The sequence below is a fragment of the Corynebacterium mastitidis DSM 44356 genome, assembly GCF_000375365.1.
Classification (GTDB): Bacteria; Actinomycetota; Actinomycetes; order Mycobacteriales; family Mycobacteriaceae; genus Corynebacterium; species Corynebacterium mastitidis.
Genome location: NZ_AQXB01000001.1, coordinates 240737 through 262724 on the forward strand (window position 1 = coordinate 240737; position 21988 = coordinate 262724).

Annotated in this window: 19 protein-coding genes; 3 read left to right on the plus strand and 16 right to left on the minus strand. The window is 71.4% G+C overall.

Features of this window, described 5'->3' with window-relative positions; all coding sequences use genetic code 11:
• Window positions 1–11 precede the first annotated feature (11 nt).
• From ftsZ to B140_RS0101225, 15 genes are all read right to left on the minus strand, one after another.
• Window positions 12–1259 carry a cell division protein FtsZ gene (gene ftsZ, locus B140_RS0101155; RefSeq protein ID WP_018117515.1) on the minus strand — a complete coding sequence of 416 codons (1248 nt, stop codon included), beginning with the start codon at window positions 1257–1259 and terminating at the stop codon, window positions 12–14.
• A gap of 157 nt (window positions 1260–1416) precedes the next feature.
• The gene (locus B140_RS0101160) at window positions 1417–2112 is read right to left on the minus strand and encodes a cell division protein FtsQ/DivIB (RefSeq protein ID WP_051069208.1); all 696 of its coding nucleotides are present in this window, start codon (window positions 2110–2112) and stop codon (window positions 1417–1419) included.
• Window positions 2113–2118: 6 nt separating this feature from the next.
• Window positions 2119–3558: a UDP-N-acetylmuramate--L-alanine ligase gene (gene murC / locus B140_RS0101165; protein WP_018117517.1), complete on the minus strand. Its 1440-nt coding sequence runs from the start codon at window positions 3556–3558 to the stop codon at window positions 2119–2121.
• 50 nt (window positions 3559–3608) lie between these two features.
• On the minus strand, window positions 3609–4688 hold the full coding sequence (gene murG / locus B140_RS0101170) for an undecaprenyldiphospho-muramoylpentapeptide beta-N-acetylglucosaminyltransferase (RefSeq protein ID WP_018117518.1): 1080 nt from the start codon (window positions 4686–4688) through the stop codon (window positions 3609–3611).
• Window positions 4689–4691: 3 nt separating this feature from the next.
• The gene (locus tag B140_RS0101175; RefSeq protein WP_018117519.1) at window positions 4692–6236 is read right to left on the minus strand and encodes an FtsW/RodA/SpoVE family cell cycle protein; all 1545 of its coding nucleotides are present in this window, start codon (window positions 6234–6236) and stop codon (window positions 4692–4694) included.
• A 42-nt stretch (window positions 6237–6278) separates the two neighbouring features.
• Window positions 6279–7727 carry a UDP-N-acetylmuramoyl-L-alanine--D-glutamate ligase gene (murD, locus tag B140_RS0101180; protein ID WP_018117520.1) on the minus strand — a complete coding sequence of 483 codons (1449 nt, stop codon included), beginning with the start codon at window positions 7725–7727 and terminating at the stop codon, window positions 6279–6281.
• 26 nt (window positions 7728–7753) lie between these two features.
• On the minus strand, window positions 7754–8890 hold the full coding sequence (gene mraY, locus B140_RS0101185; RefSeq protein ID WP_018117521.1) for a phospho-N-acetylmuramoyl-pentapeptide-transferase: 1137 nt from the start codon (window positions 8888–8890) through the stop codon (window positions 7754–7756).
• A 45-nt stretch (window positions 8891–8935) separates the two neighbouring features.
• Window positions 8936–10408 carry a UDP-N-acetylmuramoyl-tripeptide--D-alanyl-D-alanine ligase gene (locus B140_RS0101190; RefSeq protein WP_018117522.1) on the minus strand — a complete coding sequence of 491 codons (1473 nt, stop codon included), beginning with the start codon at window positions 10406–10408 and terminating at the stop codon, window positions 8936–8938.
• Window positions 10405–11925 (minus strand): UDP-N-acetylmuramoyl-L-alanyl-D-glutamate--2,6-diaminopimelate ligase, encoded by a 1521-nt coding sequence (locus B140_RS0101195; protein WP_018117523.1) that lies wholly within the window; start codon window positions 11923–11925, stop codon window positions 10405–10407. Before B140_RS0101195 ends, B140_RS0101190 begins: the two co-directional genes overlap by 4 nt.
• A gap of 76 nt (window positions 11926–12001) precedes the next feature.
• Window positions 12002–13876, minus strand: a complete 1875-nt coding sequence (locus B140_RS0101200; RefSeq protein ID WP_018117524.1) for a peptidoglycan D,D-transpeptidase FtsI family protein — start codon at window positions 13874–13876, stop codon at window positions 12002–12004.
• Window positions 13877–14025: 149 nt separating this feature from the next.
• Window positions 14026–14751, minus strand: coding sequence for a cell division protein FtsL (ftsL, locus tag B140_RS11570; RefSeq protein WP_083912184.1), 726 nt, complete (start codon window positions 14749–14751; stop codon window positions 14026–14028).
• Window positions 14748–15821 carry a 16S rRNA (cytosine(1402)-N(4))-methyltransferase RsmH gene (gene rsmH / locus B140_RS0101210; RefSeq protein WP_026165854.1) on the minus strand — a complete coding sequence of 358 codons (1074 nt, stop codon included), beginning with the start codon at window positions 15819–15821 and terminating at the stop codon, window positions 14748–14750. Before rsmH ends, ftsL begins: the two co-directional genes overlap by 4 nt.
• Window positions 15822–16016: 195 nt before the next feature.
• Window positions 16017–16451 carry a division/cell wall cluster transcriptional repressor MraZ gene (mraZ, locus tag B140_RS0101215; RefSeq protein ID WP_018117527.1) on the minus strand — a complete coding sequence of 145 codons (435 nt, stop codon included), beginning with the start codon at window positions 16449–16451 and terminating at the stop codon, window positions 16017–16019.
• A 697-nt stretch (window positions 16452–17148) separates the two neighbouring features.
• The gene (locus B140_RS0101220; protein WP_018117528.1) at window positions 17149–17565 is read right to left on the minus strand and encodes a DUF3040 domain-containing protein; all 417 of its coding nucleotides are present in this window, start codon (window positions 17563–17565) and stop codon (window positions 17149–17151) included.
• Between the two features lie 79 nt (window positions 17566–17644).
• Window positions 17645–18103 carry an SAV_6107 family HEPN domain-containing protein gene (locus tag B140_RS0101225; RefSeq protein ID WP_018117529.1) on the minus strand — a complete coding sequence of 153 codons (459 nt, stop codon included), beginning with the start codon at window positions 18101–18103 and terminating at the stop codon, window positions 17645–17647.
• Window positions 18104–18273: 170 nt separating this feature from the next.
• Between B140_RS0101225 and B140_RS0101230 the strand changes: the two genes are divergently transcribed.
• The 3 genes from B140_RS0101230 (at window position 18274) to B140_RS0101240 (ending at window position 21608) form a co-directional block, all read left to right on the plus strand.
• Window positions 18274–18918, plus strand: coding sequence for a GNAT family N-acetyltransferase (locus B140_RS0101230; protein WP_018117530.1), 645 nt, complete (start codon window positions 18274–18276; stop codon window positions 18916–18918).
• 65 nt (window positions 18919–18983) lie between these two features.
• The gene (locus B140_RS0101235; RefSeq protein ID WP_018117531.1) at window positions 18984–20087 is read left to right on the plus strand and encodes a polyprenyl synthetase family protein; all 1104 of its coding nucleotides are present in this window, start codon (window positions 18984–18986) and stop codon (window positions 20085–20087) included.
• A 12-nt stretch (window positions 20088–20099) separates the two neighbouring features.
• Window positions 20100–21608, plus strand: a complete 1509-nt coding sequence (locus B140_RS0101240; protein ID WP_018117532.1) for an alpha-(1->6)-mannopyranosyltransferase A — start codon at window positions 20100–20102, stop codon at window positions 21606–21608.
• Here the strand turns inward: B140_RS0101240 and B140_RS0101245 are convergent.
• Window positions 21577–21945: an Rv2175c family DNA-binding protein gene (locus B140_RS0101245; protein WP_026165855.1), complete on the minus strand. Its 369-nt coding sequence runs from the start codon at window positions 21943–21945 to the stop codon at window positions 21577–21579. The two genes, B140_RS0101240 and B140_RS0101245, sit on opposite strands and share 32 nt — an antisense overlap.
• Window positions 21946–21988 lie beyond the last annotated feature (43 nt).

Genomic DNA, 21988 nt, shown 5'->3' on the forward strand with positions numbered 1-21988 from the left:
GCCTTCGGAATCTAGCGCAGGAAGTCCGGGACGTCGAGTTCGTCCCCGTCGTCCTCGCGGCGTCGCCAATCCCGGTCGCGGTCCTCCTGCCGGTGGGTGAACAGGCCGCTGCCGCCCTCGCGGCGGCGCGGGAAGTCCAGGCGGTGCCGCGCCTCGCGGGGCTCCGCCTCCTCCTCGCGGCGGTCGTAACGGTCGCGCTCGCCGCGATCCCGCTCCGCGAAGAGCGCGCCGCGCTCGCTCGGGGCCGGGGTGGGGTCCTCCGCCGGGGCGGCGGGGGCCTGCTGCTCGCGCTGCGGCTCCGCCACCGCGTTGGTGGCGGCGTCGAAGCCGGTGGCCACGATGGTCACGCGCACCTCGTCGCCCAGGTTGTCGTCGATGATCGTGCCCCAGATGAGGTTCACGTCCTCGTCCGCCTTGTCCTCCACCATGGAGTTGGCCTCGTAGACCTCGTGCAGGCCGAGGTCGGAGCCGCCCGCCACGGAGAGCAGCACGCCGGTGGCGCCCTCCATCGTGGACTCGAGCAGCGGGGAGTTGATGGCCTGCTCGGCGGCGTTCATCACCCTGTTATCGCCGCGCGCGGAGCCCACGCCCATGAGGGCGGAGCCCGCGTCCGCCATCACGGAGCGCACGTCGGCAAAGTCCACGTTGATCACGCCGGGGGTGGTGATGAGGTTGGTAATGCCCTGCACGCCGTTGTGCAGCACCTCGTCGGCCGCGCGGAAGGCCTCCATCATGGACAGCGTGGCGTCGCCCAGCTCCATGAGGCGGTCGTTGGGGATCACGATGACGGTGTCGCAGACCTCCTTGAGGGCGTCGATGCCCTCGAGCGCCTGGCGGGTGCGCCGCTTGCCCTCGAACTTGAAGGGGCGGGTGACCACGCCGATGGTCAGGGCGCCCATCTTCTTGGCGATGCCCGCCACCACCGGGGCCGCGCCGGTGCCGGTGCCACCGCCCTCGCCCGCGGTCACGAACACCATGTCCGCGCCCTTGAGGGACTCCTCGATCTCCGACTTATGATCCTCCGCGGAGGCGCGGCCCACCTCGGGGTTGGCGCCGGCGCCCAGGCCGCGGGTGGCCTCGCGTCCGATGTCGAGCTTGACGTCGGCGTCCGAGAACATTAACGCCTGCGAGTCGGTGTTCACCGCAATAAACTCGACGCCCTTGAGGCCCTCCTCGATCATGCGGTTGACGGCGTTAACGCCACCGCCGCCGACGCCGACGACCTTGATGACGGCGAGGTAGTTATTCGGAGAGGTCATAGGATGCGGCTCGCCTTTCAAAAGAGTTATTGAGGTCTATAAAAATCTTCTTGTCCATCATGAGTGAAAACCCCGCCGGAGTGGCGGACATTTTCGGCGGCGTGTCGGAACCCTCAAGTGCAACTAGAGGGTTGCGAACAGCGCCCGGTTCCCCAACCTAGCGCACCGTCACGAGCCTCGGGTTGGAGACGTCCCAGTGCTCGCCCGCGCGGGTGAGCACGGTGCGCATGGCCAGGGCCTTGTCCCTGGCGTCCTCCAGGGAACCCCAGTACACCACGCGCCCGTCCGCGAGGCGGAACTCCACCTCCCACTGGTGCGGGACAGACACGGACGCCACCTGGGCGCGCACGCCGGGGTCGATCTCGTTGACCGCCCGCACCAGCTCGCCCATCACCGCGGGGTCGTTGGTGGCCTCGCCGGTGGCCTCCATCGTGCCCTCCGGGGGATCCCCGTAGGCGAAGGCCTCGCCGTGCTCGTCGATGAGCAGCGGCTGCCCGTCCTTCCGGGTAAAAAGCACCGGGGTGTGCTCGGTGACCCGGATACTCACCGTAGAGGGCAGGGACCGCGCCACGGTCACGCTTTCCACCCACTCGAGCTGGGCCACCGCCGTGGCGGCCGCGGCCTCGTTCACGCGCACCAGGTTCTGGCCCTCGCTGATCCCGCTGGCCTCGTGCACCTCGGCGGGCTGGAGATGGCTCGTCCCGGTGACCTCCACCGTGGCGACCTTGAGCACGGGCCGCGTCCACAGCACCGCCCCGGCCGCCACCACCAGCGCCAGGAACACCGCCAGGCCCACGAGCACGGCCTTGCGGCTTATCCTCGGCAGGCGTCGCGTCCAACTCAGGGTGGGCATGGCGGCTCAGCTCCCCAGCGCGTCGAGGATGCGCGGACCCAGGGTGGTCACGGACCCCGCGCCCATGGTCAGCACCATGTCCCCCGGCTCGGCCAGCCCCGCCACGCGGGCGGGCACGGCCCCCAGGTCCCCCTCGCGCGCGACCACGCCGGGGTCCAGGTGCCGGGCGATCAGCCCGGAGTCCACCCCCGGCACCGGCCGCTCCCGCGCGCCAAAGACCTCCAGGAGGATCACCGCGTCCGCGAGGCTCAGCGCGCGGGCGAACTCCTCCGCGAACTGCCGGGTGCGCGAGTACAGGTGCGGCTGGAACACCGCGATCACCCGGCCGCGCCGCCGCCCGTCTCCCCGCGCGTCCCGGTTGGACCGGGCCGCCCGCAGCACGGCCTCCACCTCGGTGGGATGGTGGGCGTAGTCGTCAAAGACCTCCACCCCCGCTGCGGTGCCCTTGTGCTCGAAGCGGCGCCGCACCCCGTCGAAGGTGGACACGCCCCGGGCCACCTCCTCGGCGCGGCCCCCGGCGAGCACGCCCGCGCACAGCGCCGCCGTGGCGTTGAGCATCATGTGCTTGCCGGGAATCGCCAGCTCGATGGTCACTGAGGCACCCTCGATCTCCACCTCGGCCCGCGTGCCCTCGGCGGTGGGCTCCATGCTTAACACGGTGGCCAGCATCGGCACCTCCGGGTGGCGGCGCGCGGCCTGCGCCGTGCCGTAGCCGCGCACGGTCACCCCGCGCTCCCTGGCCCGCAGCCCCACCGATGCCGCGTGATCGTCGTCCACGCACACCACCAGGCAGCCCCCCGGAACGATCCGGGCGGCAAAGTCCTCGAACACCCGGAAATAGGCCTCGGCGCTGCCGAAGAAGTCCAGGTGATCCGGCTCCACGTTGGTGAGCACCGCGATCTCCGGGGAGTAGCGCAGCAGGGAGGCATCCGACTCGTCCGCCTCCGCCACGAACACCGCCCCGGCGCCGTGATGGGCGCCCAGGCCGTCACGGTTGAGCTGCCCGCCGATGGCGTAGCTGGGGTCCAGGCCCGCCTCCCGCATGGCCACCACGGTCATCGAGGTGGTGGAGGTCTTGCCGTGCGTGCCCGCGATGAGCACCTGGCGGGAGCCCTCCATCAGCAGCGCCAACAGGTCGGAGCGCCGGATGACCTCCACACCCCGGGAACGCGCGGCGATCAGCTCCGGGTTGTCCTTGGGGATGGCGGCAAAGGAGGTGACTACCACGTCCGGCAGGCCGCCGGCGAGGTCGAGGTTCTCGGCGGCGTGCCCCACCGCGATCCGGGCGCCCGCCTCCCGCAGCGCGGCCACCACGGCGGAGTCCGCCACGTCCGAGCCCGTGACCGTCACCCCGCGATCCAGCAGTATCCGCGCCAGGCCGGACATGCCGGCGCCGCCGATGCCCACCATGTGCACGCGCTCGGGGAAGGTGCTCGGGGAGGTCATGGAAGAGGATTCCTTTCTCGTGGGAAAAGCGGTGCGGCTGCGGGCCCGCATCAGGCCAGGGCGGCGGCCACCCTATCGGCGATGATCTCCGCCGCGTTGTTGCTCGCGCGCGCCGCCGCGGCGCGGCGCATCTCCTGGTGCGTGTGCGGGTTGGAGAGGATGTCGAGCACCTCCCGCGCCAGGACCTCGCCGGTGAGATCGCCATCGGCGATGGTACGCGCCGCCCCGGCCGCGATCACGTCCTTGGCGTTGAGCCCCTGCTCGCCGTTGCCGTGCGGCAGCGGCACGTACACCGCGGGCAGCTCGGCGGCGGTCACCTCGGCCACCGTCATCGCCCCGGAGCGGCACACGATGAGGTCGGCCACCGCGTAGGCGGCCGCCATGTCCGTGATGAAGGGCAGGCTCACGTAGCCCTCGTGGGGCTCGGGGGCGTCGTTCTTCTTGCCGTAGGCGTGGAGCACCTGGATGCCCTCCCCGGTGATCCGGTCCAGGGCCTGCGCCAGCGCCTTGTTGAGGCTCACCGCGCCCTGGGACCCTCCGGTGACCAGCACCGTGGAGCGGTCCACCTCGAGCCCCCAGGCGGCGCGCCCGCGCTCGGCGGCCTCGCCCTCGCGGTCCGCGGACAGGGAGGAGCGGATGGGGATGCCCACCACGTCGCCCTTCATGCCGGAGCCGGACACCGCGTTGAAGCCGGTGCCGCCCAGGCGCACGCCCAGCTTGTTGGCCAGGCCCGCCTTGGCGTTGGCCTCGTGCACGTAAAAGGGCAGCCCCAGGCTCGCGGCGGCCAGGTACGCGGGGGCGGCGACGTATCCGCCGAAGCCCACCAGCGCCTCGGCGGAGACCTCCCGCAGCACCGCGCGGGTATCGCGCACCGCGCCGCGCACCCGCAGGGGCAGGCGCGCGAGGTCGAGATTGAGCTTGCGGGGCACCGGCACCGGGGGAATCATCTTGAGATCGAAGCCCCGCGCGGGAACCAGGTCCTTTTCCAGGCCGCGCTCGGTGCCCAGCGCCGTCACCCTGAACCCGTGGCGATCCCGCAGCGCCTCCGCCACCGCCAGGGCCGGCTCGATATGCCCCGCCGTGCCGCCACCGGCCACCACCACGGATGGCCTCTCCGAATCATGCGCCATGTCTTACTTGTTTCTCCTTGGTCGTGCCTGCCGTGGCGCCCTGGGGCCGCCACCAGAAGCAGATCCTCGCGGGCGAGGATCGCGCGTAGAAAAACCATCGTAATCCCGCGGCGCCCGCCCCGAACGCACAGGGGCACCCGATCCCCTCGCCCCCTCGGGCGCTGCGGCGGAGCGCCTGGGGCGGCCGGTCACCGGCGCGCCGAACCGCGCCTGCCGATCCTCCGGGGCCCGCCCCCTGCGCACCCCGTGGGGGCGCCGAACGGTACCCGAGGGCTCCTCCGCGTCCGGCTCCGCGATCATGAGGATGCGGTCGAACATCGGGCGGCCGTAGGACTTCACCGCCGAGACCGCCTCCGGCTCGTGCCGGGCCACGTTGGCCAGCAGGCCCATCGAGGTGAGCGTGATGATGGCCGAGGTGCCGCCCGCGGAGATCATGGGAAGCTGGATGCCCGTGACCGGCAGCACGCCCACCACGTAGCCGATGTTGATGAACGCCTGGGACACCACGCCGGCGGTCAGGGTGGCCGCCAGCAGGGACTGGTAGTTATCGCGGGCGCGCAGCGCCGTGCGGAAGCCAAAGAAGCCGAGGACGCCGAAGAGGAGGATCACCACGGTGCCGCCCCACAGGCCCAGCTCCTCTCCGATGATCGCAAAGATGAAGTCGTTGCGCGCCTCCGGCAGGTAGAACCACTTGGCGCGCGACTGACCCAGCCCCACGCCGCCCACGGAGCCATCCGCCAGCGAGAGGAAGCCCTGGTAGGACTGGAACGCCGTGCCGCGCGTGTCCTCGAAGTGCCCGAAGAGGGCGTCGAAGTACACGTGGAAGCGGTGCGAGCGGAAGCCGCCGAGCAGCAGCACCCCCAGCATGCCGAGGAAGCCAAAGATGAAGGCCGCCACGACCCAGCGGTGCGAGATGCCCGCGAAGATGAGCACGAAGAGCACCACGATGCCAAAGGACACCGCCATGCCGAGGTCGCCCTCCGCCATGATGAGGAAGGCCAGGAGGGTGGCCACGCCCACAAAGACCGTGTAGGGGCTGCGCAGCCCGGAGTTGTCCACCCGGCGGTTGGCCAGGAAGTGGGAGCCGAAGATGGCGATGGCCACCTTGGCGAACTCCGAGGGTTGCAGGCGCAGGGGGCCCACCACGATCCAGGACTGGGAGCCCACCTCCTCGCGCCCGGTGCCCACGCCGGGGATGAGCACCGCCACGAGCAGCAGCACCGCGATCCCCAGCACCCACCAGGAGCAGCGGCGCACCGTCTGCGGGGGGATCTTCAGGCACACCCAGAACATGATGAGGCCCGCCGCCACCATGCTGCCCTGGCGCAGCGCGGTGCTCCAGACCGTGGCGCCCTCGATGATGGACCACGTCATCGAGGAGGACATCACCATCACCAGGCCGATGCCCGTGAGGAGGAACACCGTGATGCGCAGCATCAGGTAGTCCAGCCCCGGCTGCGCGTCCATGGCCCGCGTGAGGCGACGGATCGCCTGCGCCACCCGCGAGGGCGGCTCCGTGGGTACGGTCGGTGCAGTGGTGGCGCTCATCGTAGTTCCTCCCTCATCCTGCCGTTGCCGCCTGGCGTCGGATCATCGGCCCGCGCCCTCGGCGGAGTCGCGCGCCGCCACGCGCAGCGCGGCGGCGGCGAACATGTCTCCACGCTGCCCCATCCCCGCGTACATGTCGAGCGAGGCCGCCGCCGGGGCCAGCAGCACCGCATCGCCCGGCCGGGCGGCGTCCCCGGCCAGCTCGGCCACCCGCGTCATCGCGGCGCGCGGGTCCGCCTCCTCCACCAGGTGCACCGGCACCCGGGGGGCATGGCGCTCGAGCGCCCGCGCGATGATCGCGCGATCCTGGCCCAGCACGATCGCCGCGCGCATGCGGTGCCCGTGCTCCCGGACAAGGTCGCTCACGTCCGCGCCCTTGAGCTGCCCCCCAGCCACCCACACCACCGATTCCTCGGCGGCCAGCGCGGCCTCGGCGGCGTGCGGGTTGGTGGCCTTGGAGTTATCCACCCAGCGCACCCCGCCATGCTCGCTAACCACCTGGCCCCGGTGTCCGGCCACCTGGAAGTCGCCCAGCGCCTCCGCGATCGCCTCCGGGGAGACCCCCCGGCTGCGGGCGATCGCCGCGGCCGCCAGGGCGTCGAGCACCCCGGCCGGCCCGGGGGGCTGAATCCCCCGCGCCGGGGCCAGCCGCACGGGCTCGCCCCCCGTGGCGTCCACGAGGTATCCGTCCGCCACGCCCAGGCCGCCCGCCTCCGGGGCCCCCAGGCTAAAGGGCACGACGGCCGCGCCCAGGCCCAGGTCGTGGACCAGGCGGCGCACCTCCGCGTCGTCCATCCCGGCCACGGCCACCTCGCCGCGCAGCGCCTTGGCCTTGGCCAAGGCGTAGGCCTCGTAGGAACCGTGCCAGTCCAGGTGGTCCTCGGCCAGGTTGAGCAGCACCCCGGCGTCGGGGGTCAGCCGCTGGGACCAGTGGAGCTGGAAGCTGGAGAGCTCGGCCACCAACACGTCCACCCGGGGCTGGGCGTGCAGGGCGTCGCTGACGGCCGTGCCGATGTTGCCCACCGCCTCCGCCCGGTGCCCCCCGCGCCGCATCATCGCGGCCAGCATGGCGGTGGTGGTGGTCTTGCCGTTGGTGCCCGTGACCACCAGCCAGGTGCGGCGGGGGCCAAAGACCTCGGCCTCGTCCAGCCGCCAGGCCAGCTCCACGTCGCCCATCACGGGGATCCCGCGCCGCCGGGCCGCCGCCAGCAGCTCCGCCTCGGGGTTCCACCCCGGGGAGGTCACCACCAGCGCGTAGTGGTCCAGGCGAGAGATCGCGGTGGCCACGTCCAGAGCGTGCGGCGCCCGGTCGTCCACGAGGGTGTAGTCCACGCCGATGGCGTCCAGCATCCGGGCGGTGGCCATGCCGGACACCCCGGCCCCGGCCACCGCGATAGGCCCGGCCAGTTCCCCGGGCACGGGATTGGTGGGCACGGGGTTGGCGGGCGCGGCCCCCTCGGGGACCGCCGACGCCTCGGGGGTTCCCGACATTGCAGAAGCGGAGTTCCTCTCCCGGCTCATCGCGCCAGCACCCCCTGCGCCACCACGGTGTATTCGTCGGAGACGGCGATCCACTCCCCGTAGAACAGCGCCATGCCCACGGCCACGGCCAGGGCGGCGATGATCCAGAAGCGGATGACCACGGTGGTCTCCGCCCATCCGCCGTTTTCAAAGTGGTGGTGGATGGGCGCCATGCGGAAGAACCGCTTGCCGGTGGACTTAAACACCGCCACCTGGATGACCACGGAGGAGACCTCCATGACAAAGAGCACGCCGAAGAGGATCATGAGCAGCTCGGTGTGGGACACCACGGACAGGCCCGCCACGAGCCCGCCGAGGGCCAGGGAGCCGGTATCGCCCATGAAGATCTTGGCCGGGGCGGCGTTCCACCACAGAAAGCCCAGGCACGCGCCCAGGGCAGCGGCGCAGATCACGGCGAGGTCCAGCGGATCGCGCACCGAGTAGCAGCCCGAGGCGACCTCCTGGGAGCAGGAGTTGCGGTACTGCCAGAAGGTCAGCACCATGTAGCCGCCCATCACCAGCGCGGTGGTGCCCGCGGCCAGGCCGTCCAGGCCATCGGTGAGGTTCACCGCGTTGGACCACGCGGAGATCAGCACCACCATGAAGACCACGAAGAACAGCAGGCCGATGCCCCCGCCGAAGGCGAGGTCCACGGTGGAGATGTCGCGGATGAAGGAGAGGTTGGTGGAGCCCGGGGTGATCCCGTCCTCATTGGGGAAGCGCAGGATGAGCACGGCGAACAGGATGCCCAGGAGGAGCTGGCCCACGAGCTTGCCCGTCTTGTTCAGGCCCAGGTTGCGGGCCTTAAAGAGCTTGATGGCGTCGTCCGCGAAGCCCAGCCCGCCCAGGCCCAGGGTGAGGGCGAGGACCAGGAGGCCGGAGGCCGTAAAGCCCCGCGACCCCGTCTGGGTGACCATGCCGTAGAGCCCGGACGCCCCGTAGCCCACCAGGATGCCCAGGATGAGGGCGATGCCCCCCATCGTGGGGGTGCCGCGCTTGCGCAGGTGCGACTGCGGACCGTCCTCGCGGATCTCCTGCCCCAGCCCCTCGCTGCTGAAGCGCCTGATGAGGACGGGGGTAGTCACGACGGAGACGAGGAAGCTAACGATTCCTGCGATGATGATGTGGGTCACGGGGGTCCTTCGCCTTATGTCCTACTGATATTTAAGGGATGTTGTCTAAGAGTTGTCCTGCGCCACCAGGCGCTGCGCCACCGCCCAGAGGCCCTGGGAGTGGGAGGCCTTGACCAGCACGGCGTCGCCCCGGCCCAGGCGGGCCTGAAGCTGCGTCACCGCCTCCTCGATGCCGGGCACCACACTGGTGGATACCCCGCCGGCGGCGGCCTCCCGCGCCATCGCGCGGCACGAGGGGCTTTCCCCCACCACCAGCAGCGAGCCGATGTGGTAGCGGGCCACCTCCCGGCCCAGCTCGCCGTGGGCGGCCTCGCTCTCCGCGCCGAGTTCGCTCATCTCGCCCAGCACGGCAAAGGACGCGGCCTCGGGCCGCGCGGCGGCCGTGTAGGCCAGGGCCGCGATGCCCGCCCGCATGGAGTCAGGATTCGCATTATAGGCGTCGTTGATCACGGTCACGCCATCGGCGCGCGTGTGCACGTCCATGCGGTGCGCGGACGCCGTGACGTGCTCAGAGAGCGCCCGCGCCACCCGCGGCAGCGGTATCCCGCTCTCCAGGCCCACCGCCGCCGCGGCCAGGGCGTTGGACACCTGGTGCGCGCCAAAGACCTGAAGGTTCACGCGCTCGCGCTCGCCGCGCCAGTCCAGGGTGAAGGAGGCGCGGGCCACGTCGTCCAGCTCCACGTCCACGGCCCGCAGGTCCGCGTCCGGGCGGCCCTCGGCGGAGAAGGTGCGCACCGCGGCCCGGGTGCGCCCCGCCATCGCCGCCACGTAGGCGTCGTCGGCGTTGAGGATGGCCACCCCGGCGGGCGGCAGCGCCTCCACCAGCTCGCCCTTTGCCCGTGCGATGTTCTCCCGGGAGCCGAACTCCCCGAGGTGGGCGCTGCCCACGTTGAGTTCCACCCCGATCTGCGGCGGGGCGATGCGGGCGAGGTGGGCCACGTGCCCGATGCCGCGCGCGCTCATCTCCGCCACGAGGAACCTCGTCTCCTCCTCGCAGCGCAGGGCGGTGTACGGGTGGCCGATCTCGTTGTTGAAGGAACCCGGGGGCGCCACGGTGGGGCCCGCCTGGGAGAGCACCGAGGCGATGAGGTCCTTGGTGGACGTCTTGCCCGCCGACCCGGTCACGCCGATGACCCTCAGGCCGTGATCCCGGCTCAGGCGCGTGATCACCTCGCGGGCTAGGGCGGACAGCGCCTCCACCACGGCCTCCGCCGAGCCGTCCTCGTCGTGGGAAAACACCTCCGCGCCGCCCTGGCCCTTGCCGCGCGGGGGCACCACGATCGCGGGCACCCCCACCGGGCGGGCGGCCAGCACGGCCACCGCGCCAGCCGCCACGGCGGTGCGGGCAAAGTCGTGCCCGTCCACGCGCGCCCCGGGCAGGGCCACGAACAGCCCGCCCTCGGTGATCTTGCGGGAGTCGAACTCCACGAATCCCGTCACCCGGGCGGAGGGGTCGGGGACGTCGTGCAGCCGCCCGCCCACGGCCTCGGCTATCTGCTCCAGCGAAAGCGCTATCATGCCTGCTTCTCCAGTGCTCGTCGCAGTTCCTCGCGGTCGTCAAAGGGGTGGTTTATGCCCCGGATGAGCTGGCCGTTCTCGTGGCCCTTGCCGGCCACCACGATCGCGTCCCCGGGCCGCGCCCAGCGCGCCAGCGCCTCGATGGCCTCCCGGCGATCCCCGATCTCCAGGATCTCGACGTCCCGGCCCTCCTGCTCGGCCGCGTCGCGCGCGCCCTGTGCCACGGCCGCGCGGATCGGACCCGGCTCCTCGTCCCGGGGGTTATCGTCCGTAATCACCACGAGGTCCGCCCGGCGCGCCGCCTCCGCGCCCATGATGGGGCGCTTGGAGTGGTCGCGGTTTCCGCCCGCGCCCACCGCGATGCCCACCCGGCCGGGCACCTGATGGCGCAGCGTGTCCAGGATCTCCGCGACGGCTGCGGGCTTGTGCGCGTAGTCCACCACCGCGATGAACCGCTGTCCGGCGTCCACGCGCTCCATGCGCCCCGGCACCGCCACCCGCTCCAGCGCCCGCACAAAGGACGCAAAGGCCTCACCCTCCACGCCCGCCGCGCGCGCGATCGCCACGGCCAGGGCGGCGTTGGCCACGTTAAAGCGCCCGGGCAGAGGCAGCCGCACCTGCAGGCTGCCCTCCTCGGTGTCCAGGGCAAACCGCTGCGCGCCGCTGTCCTCCACCTGGACGTCGCGCGCCCGCACCCGGGCGTCCTCCCCCCGGGTGGACACCGTCAGGGCGCCTTGTCCCGCGATCTCGGCCATGCGAAGGCCCCAGGCGTCGTCCACGCAGATCACGGCGTGCTCGGCCCGCAGCCCGGAGTCCTCCCGGAAGAACAGGGCCTTGGTGTCAAAGTAGTCCTGCATGGTCGGGTGGAAATCCAGGTGGTCCTGGGAGAGGTTGCTAAAGGCCCCCACGGCAAAGCGCGTGCCCTGCACCCGGCGCAGGGCCAGGGCGTGGCTGGATACCTCCATCACCACGTGGGTTACCCCCTCGGCCACCATGCGCGCGAGGAGCGCCTGGAGCATGGGGGCCTCGGGCGTGGTCAAAGAGGAGGGCACGGGGTTGCCGTTGATCCGGGTTCCAGTGGTGCCGATCAGCCCCACCGAGCAGCCCGCCGCCATCAGGCCCGCCTCCACCAGGTAGCTGGTGGTGGTCTTGCCGGAGGTGCCGGTGATCCCGATGACGGTCAGTTCGGAGCTGGGGTGCCCGTACACCTCGGCGGCCGCGAGTCCAAGCACCTCGCGCACGTCCGGAACCTCGATCACCGGGCGGGTCTCCCCTGCCTCCCGCAGGATCTCCACGCCGGCCTCGTCGGTGAGGATCGCCCCGGCCTCGGTGCCCTGAGCAAAGGAGGCGCCGTGGGCGCGGGTGCCCGGCAGCGCGGCGAACAGCGCCCCCGGCTCCAGGCTCGTCGAGTCCAACCCCATCTGGACGAAGGAAAGCTCGGCCCCGTCCCCGCCGGGGCGCCCCAGCGCTATTGTGCCCTTGGTCACGTCCACGATCGTCGTCAGTGTCGCTGCCATGTTCTTCCCAAACTCCTTTTGCTCCCGTGGTTCCTTGGACCCGCTGCCTTATTGTCTAGTTGTAGGCTATCCGCGCCTATCCCGCTTGGAGAGTCAACAACCCCTCCATCGGGTCCGAGGTGGGCACGTTATCCCGATCCATCAGCCACGAGGCCACGTCGCGGAACACCGGGGCCGCAGACTGCCCGCCCTGGCCGCCGGGCTCCACGCCGCGATCGGGGTCGTCGAGCATGACAGCGATGACGTAGCGGGGATCGTCGGCCGGGGCCACCCCGGCGAAGGTGATCCAGAAGTCGCTCATGGAGTACGCCCCGGTGTTGGGGTCCACCTGCTGCGCGGTGCCCGTCTTGCCGGAGGTCTGGTAGCCCTCGATCGCGCCGCCGGGGCCGGTGCCCGACTGCACCCCGGTAGGGTCGGACTGGGTGACCGCCCGGAACATGTCCACCACGGTGCGGGCCGTCTCCGGGCGCACCACCTGCGTGCGCTTCGGCTCCGGCAGCTTCTCCTCCGTGCCGTCCGGGTTGGTCACGGAGCTGATGATCCGTGGCTCCACGCGCTCGCCGCCGTTGGCCAGCGCCTGATACACACTGGCCATCTGCAGCGTGGTCCAGGACATGCCCTGGCCGATGGGCAGGTTGGCGAACGTGCCGCCGGACCACTGCTCCGGGGAGGGCAGCAGGCCCGCGGACTCGTTGGGCAGCTCCACACCCGTGGGCTGGCCGATGCCGAACTTCTCCAGGTACCGCGCGTATTTCTCCTCCCCCAGGCGCTGGGCCAGCATGAGGGTGCCCACGTTGGAGGACTTACCGAAGATGCCGGTGGTGGTGTACGGAACCGTGCCGTGCTCCCAGGCGTCGTTGACCGTCACCCCGGACATGCTGATCGCTCCGGGGACCTGCAGCACCTCGTCCGGCGTGGTCAGGCCCTCCTCGAGGACGCCCGCCGCGGTGATGATCTTTGCCACCGAGCCCGGCTCGTAGGGGGCGCTGATGGCGGGGTTATCGAAGTCCTTGCCCCGCTCGAGCTGCTTCTCGATGTCCCCGTTGGGGTCGATGGTGCCGGTGTTGGCCATCGCCACCACCTCGCCCGTGCGGGCGTCCAGAACCACCGCCTCGGCGTCCTTGGCCCCGGAGTTCTCCCGGGCCTGCTCCACCTTCTGCTGAAGGTAGTTCTGCACGTCCAGGTCCACCGTCAGCCGCACGCTCTTGCCGTCGATGGCCGGGACCTGATCGCGCAGGGTGCCGGGGATCACCTGACCGTCGGTGGAGACGTCCTCCGTCATGCGGCCGTTGATCCCGGACAGGAGCGCGTCGCCGGAGGCCTCGAAGCCAAACTGCCCCTGGCCGTCCATGGACACCTTGCCCAGGATGTTCTCGCCCACCGCCCCGTTGGGGTACTGGCGGATGTCCTGGTGGTCCGCCGCCACCCCGTGGTACTTCTCCGCGATCTCCGCCGCGACGTCGGGGTCCACGTTGCGCACCAGCACCTCGTAGTGGGTGTCCGCGCGCAGCTTCTCCTCGATCTCCTTGGCGTCCACCTCATCGGTGGAGGCGCCGGCGTCCTTGATCATCTGCGGGATGCCCCGGGCCATCTCCTTGAGGGTCTCCTCCACCCGCTCGTCCAGGTAGGCGTCGCGGTTCTCCGGCGCGGCGTCCGCCCCCGGGGAGTCCGCCATGCGCAGCTCGAGGTCCGCCTGCTCGCGCAGCTCGCGGCGCAGCAGATCGGGGGAGACAGTCAGCGACCGCGCCTGCATCGTGTACGCCATCTCGCGGCCGTCCCGGTCCGCGATCTCCCCGCGCCGCGCGGGCTCCACGTAGATGCGGGCGCGCTGCTCCTCGGCCTTGGCCGAAAGCTCCGGCCCCCACACCACCTGCACCCAGGCGAGGCGGGTCACCAGCACCAGCGCCGTCACCAGCACGATGACCAGCACCATGCTCAGGCGGCGGCGCATCACCTGCTGCTGCGTCCGGGGCGGCCGCTGCGGCGCGGCCGGGCCCGGACGGTACGACGCCCCGGCAGAGTACCGGGGGCCCGCCGGGGCGCGGCGATCATGCGACGGATTCACTACCCAGTGCCACCTTCCCTCGTGGAGATCCCAAGTTAGCGCAGGTAAGGCGGCGTCGCCTGCCCCGCGGCGGGGGCGGACGGCTGCGGAGCCTGCTGCCCCTGCGGAAGGGCCTCGAGGTTATCGCCCAGCTCCTCGGTCTTGGCCGGGTTGCTCGACGCCGCGTTGGGCTTAACCCGCGCGTCGTTGACGTCGATGATGGGGCGCGAATCCCCTTCCGCCGGGCGACGCTCCGTCACCTCACCGTTTTCTTCTACGGCCAGGATACCGGGCTGCTGCGGCACCACCATCCTGCTCTCGTTGGCGCGTCGCACGGCCTCGGAGGAGCTGCGCGCCGTCTCCACGTCCCGGTTCAGGGTCTCGATCTGGTTATCGAGCTGCTTTTCCTGCGCGGTGAGCTGCTGCAGCCTAAAGGTCTGCTGGGTGGAGATGCCCGAGAGGCTCATGGCAAGCGCCACGCCGCCCACGAGCAGCACGATGGCCACCAGGCTGATGCGCGTGAGCCGCGAGGACTGGCGCGCCGTGGCCACGCGACGCCCCCGCACGGACACCACCTGGCGCGAGCCCAGCCGCCCCACCGTGGGCTTGGGCACCACCCGGCGCACGGGGTTGCCGCGTGCGCGGTGCGGGGCCCGGGGTGCGGTGCGCACGCCGCTCGCGCGGCCCTCGCGCTCGAGCACCGCCGTGGACGCCGCGCGCGCGGTGCCCTCCATGCTCATGTCCCTGCTGCGTCGAGCGCTCGTTGCGTTATGGGGGTTCATCGCTTTCCTCCGGGAATCGTGCTCTCAGCGTGGGTGTGGATTCTCTCAATGGCTCGGACCCGCACCGGGGCGGCGCGGGGGTTATCCTCTATCTCCTGCTCCGTGGCCTTCTCCGCGCCCCGGGTCACCACCCGGAAGCCCGGCTGCGTGCCCGGCAGGTCCACCGGCAGGCCCTGCGGGGTGCGGGAGGCGCTAAGCTCCGCAAAAGCGCGCTTGACCAGGCGATCCTCGTGGGACTGGTAGCTCATGAACACCGCGCGCCCGCCCTGGGCGAGGCTCGAGGTGATCGCGGGGACGGCCGCCCTGAGGGAGTCCAGCTCCGCGTTCACCTCCACCCGCAGCGCCTGGAACGTGCGCTTGGCGGGGTGCCCGCCGGTGCGCCGGGCCGCCGCGGGGATGGTGGCGTACAGCACCTCCACCAGGCGGGCGGAGGTGCTAAAGGGCTCCTTCTCCCGCTCGCGCACCACGGCGCTGGCGATCTTGCCCGCAAAGCGCTCGTCGCCATAGGTCTTGAGCACCCTGGCCAGCTCCCCGTGGGTGTAGGTGTTGAGCACGTCCGCAGCGGTGATCCCCGAGGTGGGGTTCATCCGCATGTCCAGGGGGGCGTCCGTCCGGTAGGCAAAGCCGCGCTCCGCCTGATCGAGCTGCATGGAGGAGACGCCGAGGTCGTAGAGAGCCCCGGCGACGCCGTGCGCCCGCGCCCGCTCCATGACCGGCCCCTCTCCCCGCTCCAGGGCGCGCTCCACCTCGTCGTAGCGGGCGTGCACGCCGCAGAAGCGCTCCCCCAGGCCCGCCTCGCGGATCCTGGCGGTGGCGTTGGCCAGCGCCTGGGGGTCCCGGTCGAAGCCGATGAGCACCGCGCGCGGGAAGGTCCGCAGGAGGTGCTCCGCGTGGCCACCCGCGCCCAGGGTCCCGTCCACGATCACGGCCTGGTCCCCGGCGCGCTCCACGGCCGGGGAGAGAAGATCGGTCACCCGGTCGCGCAGCACGGGAACGTGCCCGTGGTGCTCGTGGAGCCGATGGGCGTAGTCCTCGCGGCTCCTCGCCTCGTTAACCTCGCTGTCGCTCATGGGGCCGGTCATCCCCCTCTCCTGCCAATCGCGCTCGTTGATCCTTCGTGCTCGCGGGGCATGCGCCCGCAGCGCAGTGGGTGCAGGGCCCTGCCCGGGCGGATGTGGGTTCTGATGTCGGGGAAGTACACCAGAACAACCACCACGCCCGGGCAGAGTCCTTCACTCACTCCGCCGGGATGCCTCTCCCGCCGCCTACAAAAGGCCACCGAGGACGTCGTCGGCGTCCGCCGCCGAGAATGCCTCTTCCGTTTCCTTCTGGTAGGCCGCCCAGGATTCCGCATCCCAGATCTCCAGGAAGTCCACCGACCCGATCACCACGCACTCCTTGGTGAGGCCCGCGTAGCTGCGATGCGCCGCAGAGAGCGTGATACGCCCGTGTCCGTCGGGACGCTGCTCATCGGCGCTCGCGGCCAAGTTACGGATAAAGGCGCGAGCCTCGGGGTTCGTGCGGGACACCGCCGCAGCCTTGCGCGCCCGCTCCGCGAACTCCTCGCGCGGATAGACCGCCAGGCTGTGATCCTGTCCCTTCGTGACCATCAACCCGCCCGCCAGTTCGTCTCGGAACTTTGCCGGGAGGGTGAGTCGCCCCTTGTCGTCGAGCTTCGGAGTATAGGTACCGAGAAACACCCGGAACCACCTTCCTTCACTCGCCGCCGCGGGACCGGTTTCCTTCCCCTGTCCGGTGCCGCGCGGAGCCCGAGGCCCCACCGCATCGTCCAGTGCGCCCCACTCTACCCCACTTTGCCCCACCAAAACTAGCCATCGCGCCCCACCAATCACAGAGGCCCCACAAAAGCGCAGCTCACGGGGGAATTATCCGGTGGGGGAATTACCCCGGGCCCCACCCGGAGGTATTCACAATAATAACTTCAGTAACACTACCCGCCCCTAGCCTCACCACCCCAAGGGCCCACATGGGCCACTCTCTGCACCTATTACCCCAGGAAAAACCGCGGTCACGCCGAGGCCCCGCCCGCGCCGCCAGCTAAGACCCCGATCAGCCGGGCCGCGCCTCCCCAAGGGGGCCGGGTGGGAGAAAGTGGGGGAACCTCGCCGCCGCCAGCGCTACGGCTCGCCCCCCGCCCCGGCAACGGACGACGACACCCCGGTCTCGCGCCACCGTCACGCGCCACCCCTCGCGGAGGAGCCGGCGAGCGCCCCGCGCCCCGGCCACCCCCATGCTGAGGCCTGCGGCAGCCCGCCAAAGCACGGGACACCGCCACGGAGACGCAACAAGGGCCGCGCCCACACCCTAATGGATGCGACGCGGCCCCGACTCACGGCGCGGGCGCCCTCGGCGCCCCGCCGTCATGCGATCCGGCGCCTACTCGAAGCGGCGGCGAAAGTCCTGTTCCATGCGCTCGGCCACGGAGGAGCCCGCCCCGGAGCTGCGCCGCCCCCCGGCCCCGCCGGAGCCACGGCCGTGGGAACCCCGCGCGGCGGCCACAGAGCCGCCCGGCCCGGCCGAGGACCCGCGCAGCACCCACACGCCCGCGCCGAACATGAGCAAGAACCCCGCCACGCTCAGGGCGATGAACCACAGCGAGACCTGGGCCAGGGCCACACCCCCGACGAGCATGACCAGGCCGAGAACACCCAGGGCCACGCCGCGCAGCACGAGCACCGGCGAGGCGCCCAGACCGGACCCCCCGGAGACGCTCGCCCCAAACCGGGGATCCTCCGCAAGGAGAGACTGCTCGATCTCCCGCAGCGCCCGCTGCTCCTGCTCCGATAACGACACGATTCCTCCCAAGGTTTGGCTCTCTCGCTGCCTATCCGTAGGGTCTAACGACCCACCTCGCGGCAATGTTCCCACCCCGCTAGGCGGCAGCGGCAACGCCGAGAACGTCGCCCTCCACCTCCCCCAGAAACTCCGAGACGAGGAGGAGCAGGCGCCGCACCACGGCGTCCTCCACCCGCGATTCTAGCCCGGAGTTCAGGCGCGAGCGCAGCCGCGAAAAGGACTGAAACTCCTCGGCCCAGCGCCGTTCCCGGGGCCCCAGCGCGCCGAGCCGCGCCCACGCGCTCGCCGTCCCTCTCCGGCGCCGCCCGCCTTCCCTGGCGGCCAGCACCGCCCCCGCCACCCGCAGGGAACACCGGTAGGCGCACTCCAGGGCCTCGTCGCCGCGCCCCCGCTCGCTCTCCCTCGCGGCCTGTGCCAACAGAACCCGCGCCTTGTTCAGGAACTCCTCCGGGGAATGGGCGGAGGGCCGCGCCACCCGGGCCCCCGCGCCGCCCCGGTAGGCCCCCAACGCCGTAGCGGAAATCACCTGAGCCATCGCCGCGCCTCCTCAGTCCTTACTCGCCTCGGATGGGCGCTCCGGCGCCCCTCCCTTACGTGCCCCTCACGCTAAAACACGCCCGGGACCACACCCCGCCCCCATTCGAAAATATATTCGATAGACCTCCCCCGCCCTCCCTCGCGCGCCCGGCGTGGTTCCATAGAGACATGACCGTCCGCATCGTCCCCCTCACCGCCGCCGAGTTTGGCGCGGCCGCCCCCGCCCTCGTGGAGGTGTACATCGCCGCGATGGGCTACCCCACCCGCATTCACGCACACCGGGTGGCCGCGTGGCGGAGGGATAGCGCGCGCCCGGGCTTTCGGGCCTTCTGCGCCGTGCGGTCCCCCGCCGCGGATTCCCCGGCGGCCCTTCGGCCCGGTTCCCCTTCCAGCTCCCCGGCCGGGTCCGACGCCCGCGTCCTCGGCGTGGCCTACGGTTTCCACGGCTCGCCCCACACCTGGTGGCACCAGCAGGTGCAGCGCGGGGTGACGTATCGCCGCCTGCCCGCCGCGCTGCTGGACAGCTACTTCGAGGTCGCGGAGGTCCAGGTCTCCCCCGAGCGCCAGGGCCGAGGGCTGGGGCGTCGGCTCCTGCGGGCGCTGCTCGATGTCCGCGCTGCCAGCCCCGCGCACGGGACGGCCCCGGAGACCCACGCCCTGCTGTCCACCCCCGAGGTTCCCGGGGAGGACAATCGCGCCTTTCGGCTGTACCGCTCCCTGGGCTTCCGCGACGTGCTGCGCACCTTCTACTTCCCCGGGGACTCCCGCCCCTTCGCCGTGCTGGGCGCGCCCCTACCCCTCCCGGACCCGTAGCCGCACCCCCTCTGGGTATCGTGTGAGTATCACTGCGCGCTTCCCGGGAAGGTTTTTACAGCATCGTGGCCCATGACGTATATGACGCTCGCTCCCTGACCCTCCGCGATATTCCCGCGGCCACCCACCACATCCTCGAGGATTACCTCGATTCCCGCCTCCCGGAGGTCGCGGCCATCGGGGAGCCGGTGTCCCGGGCCGTGGAGCGCCTCCGCGCCTTCATTCTCAACGGCGGCAAGCGCATCCGCCCCCTGTACGGCTGGGCGGGCTTCCTCGGCTCGGCCGGGCTGGAGGGGGACGAGGACCCACGGGCCGTGCTCCGCGCGGTCAGCGCCCTGGAGTTCATCCAGGCGTGCGCGCTCATCCACGATGACATCATCGACGCCTCCGATACCCGCCGGGGCGCCGCCACCGTCCACCGGAGCATGGAACATCAACACCGCGCGCAGCGGTGGCTGGGCGCCAGCGATCACTTTGGCCGGTCCGTGGCCATCCTCATCGGAGACCTGGCCCTCACGTGGGCCGAGGACATGCTCAACGATTCCGGGCTTTCCGACGCCGCCCTCGCCCGCGCCCGCGCCCCGTGGCGCGCCATGCGCACGGAGGTCATCGGCGGGCAGCTCCTGGACGTGACCCTGGAGGCCACCGCCAGCGAGGACATCGCCCTGGCGGAGTCCGTCAACAGGTTCAAGACGGCCGCCTATACCGTCGAGCGCCCCCTGCACCTCGGCGCCGCCATCGCCGGCGCCGCCCCGGAGCTGACCCAGGCGTTTCGCCGCTACGGGCGCGACGTGGGGATGGCCTTTCAGCTCCGCGACGACGTGCTGGGGGTGTTCGGGGACCCCGCCGTGACCGGCAAGCCCGCCGGGGATGACCTGCGCGAGGGCAAGCGCACCGTTTTGCTCGCCCTCGCGCTGGCCGCCACCGACGAGAACGACCCCGAGGCGGCCGGCGCGCTGCGCGCGGGGGTGGGCACGGATCTCACCCCGGCCCGCCTCACGGAGCTGACCTCCATCATCTCCGAGTCCGGGGCGCTCGCGGCGGTGGAGGAGCGCATCGGCGCGCTCGTGGATTCCGGCCTTGCCCACCTGGACGCCGCCGACATCGCCCCGGGCGTGCGCGCGGCCCTGGCGGACCTCGCGGTGCGCTCCACCGCCCGGAAGAAGTAGGCCGGGGGCAGCATGGCTCTTCGCTTTTCCGATCTCCGCCCCGTGCCCCTGGGTGCTGCGGCCACCGCGCTGATCGCCGTGGGTTCCTTCGGCGCGGGCGCCACGCGCAACCGAGGCGGCGTGCTGCGGTCCCTGGGGCTTGACTTCTTCTCCTACGGGCACGGGGCCGGGATCGCCAACACCCTGCTGTGGCTGGGCATCATCCTCCTCGTGGGCGCCTGGGTTCTCGCGGGCCGCGGCGTCCTTTCCCGCCGCCCGGATAGCGCGGACTCCCTGCGCCTGATTCAGCGCTGCCTCGTGGCCTGGGTCGCCCCGCTGGTGCTCGCCGCGCCCATCCTCTCGCGCGACGTCTACTCCTACCTCATGCAGGGCGCCATGCTCCGCGACGGCTTCGATCCCTACACCCAGGGGGCGGCGATCAACCCCGGCCCGATGCTGCTCGAGGTGTCTCACGACTGGCGCAATACCACCACCCCCTACGGACCCCTGCACCTGTGGATCGGTGAGGGCATCACCCGGATCGTGGGCGATAACATCACGGCCGGGCTGCTGCTGTACAAGGTGCTGTCCATCCTCGGCTTCGCCGCCATGGCGTGGTCCATCCCCCTGCTCGCCCGCCACCTGGGCGCCTCCCCGGCGCTCGCGCTCTGGATCGGCGCGGCCAATCCCGTGATGCTGCTGCACCTGGTGGGCGGCATGCACAACGAGTCCATGATGGTGGGGCTCGTGAGCGTGGGGCTGGTGTGCGCCACCCGCCACCGCTACGGCGCGGCGATCTTCTTCATCGCGGTGGCGGTCTCCCTCAAGGCCACGGCGGCCTTCACGCTGCCCTTCGTGGTCTGGATGGCGCTGCGCCGCCACACCACCGAGGCCACCTCCCTCCCCCGGCGCGTGGGCGCCTTCCTCGGCATCGCCGCCCTCGGCGCCGCGCTCACCGTCGCGGTGGTGGCCGCCATCACCTGGGCCTCCCGCTCCTCCTGGGGGTGGCTGGCGGAAATATCCGGCAACTCCAAGGTCATCAACCCGCTGGCCCTGCCGTCCCTGCTCGCGGGCGTGGTCACGGACTTCCTGCTGCTCTTCGACGGCTCTTTGACCTTCAACGTGCCCCTGGGGTTCCTGCGGTCCGCCTCCATGCTCTGCATGGCGCTGGGCCTGGTGGCCGCGTGGTGGCTGTTCCGCTCCTCTGCGGCCCAGGCGATGCGCGGGATCGCGGCGGCCTACTGCGTGGCCTTCCTCTTTAACTCGGTGACCCTGCCCTGGTACTACGCCAGCCTACTGTCCGTCCTGGCCGTCACCCCCATCCCCCGGTGGGCGCTGGGCTGGGCCACGGGGCTGTCCATCGTGGTCACCCTCGCCTTCACCGGCTCCGGCAACCACCAGCTCTACAACCCCGCGTGGATGCTGTGCTCCGCGCTGGCGGCCTGGGCGCTGACCTCCTGGCTCATGCGGCCGCTCGAGTGGGAGGGCCGGAAGGCATCCGCGGCGGAGGCTACAGCGCCATCGCCTGCGCCCGCCGCATGACCTCGCGGGCCAGGTGGCCGTGCAGGGCGTCCACGGGGCGGCCGGGCAGGGTGTCGTCCTCCGTGAAGAGGTAGCGGATGATCTCCTCGTCGCTGTAGCCGCCGTCGGAAAGCAGCGCGATCACGCCCGGCACGAAGCGATTGACCGTGTTCTTCTCCCCCAGGAAGATCTCAGGGATCATGCGCACCCCGCGGCGGCGCACCGCGATGATCTTGTGGTCCCGGATCATGTCGATCACCCGGGTGACCACGATGCCGAGGCGCTCGGAGGTCTCCTCGAGGGTCAGCAATCCCTCGGAGACGGGAAGGACATCGGCGGAAACGGTTTGAAGGCTCACGGCACCCGATCTTAGACCATCCGGCTACCACTCCCCCTGCGGC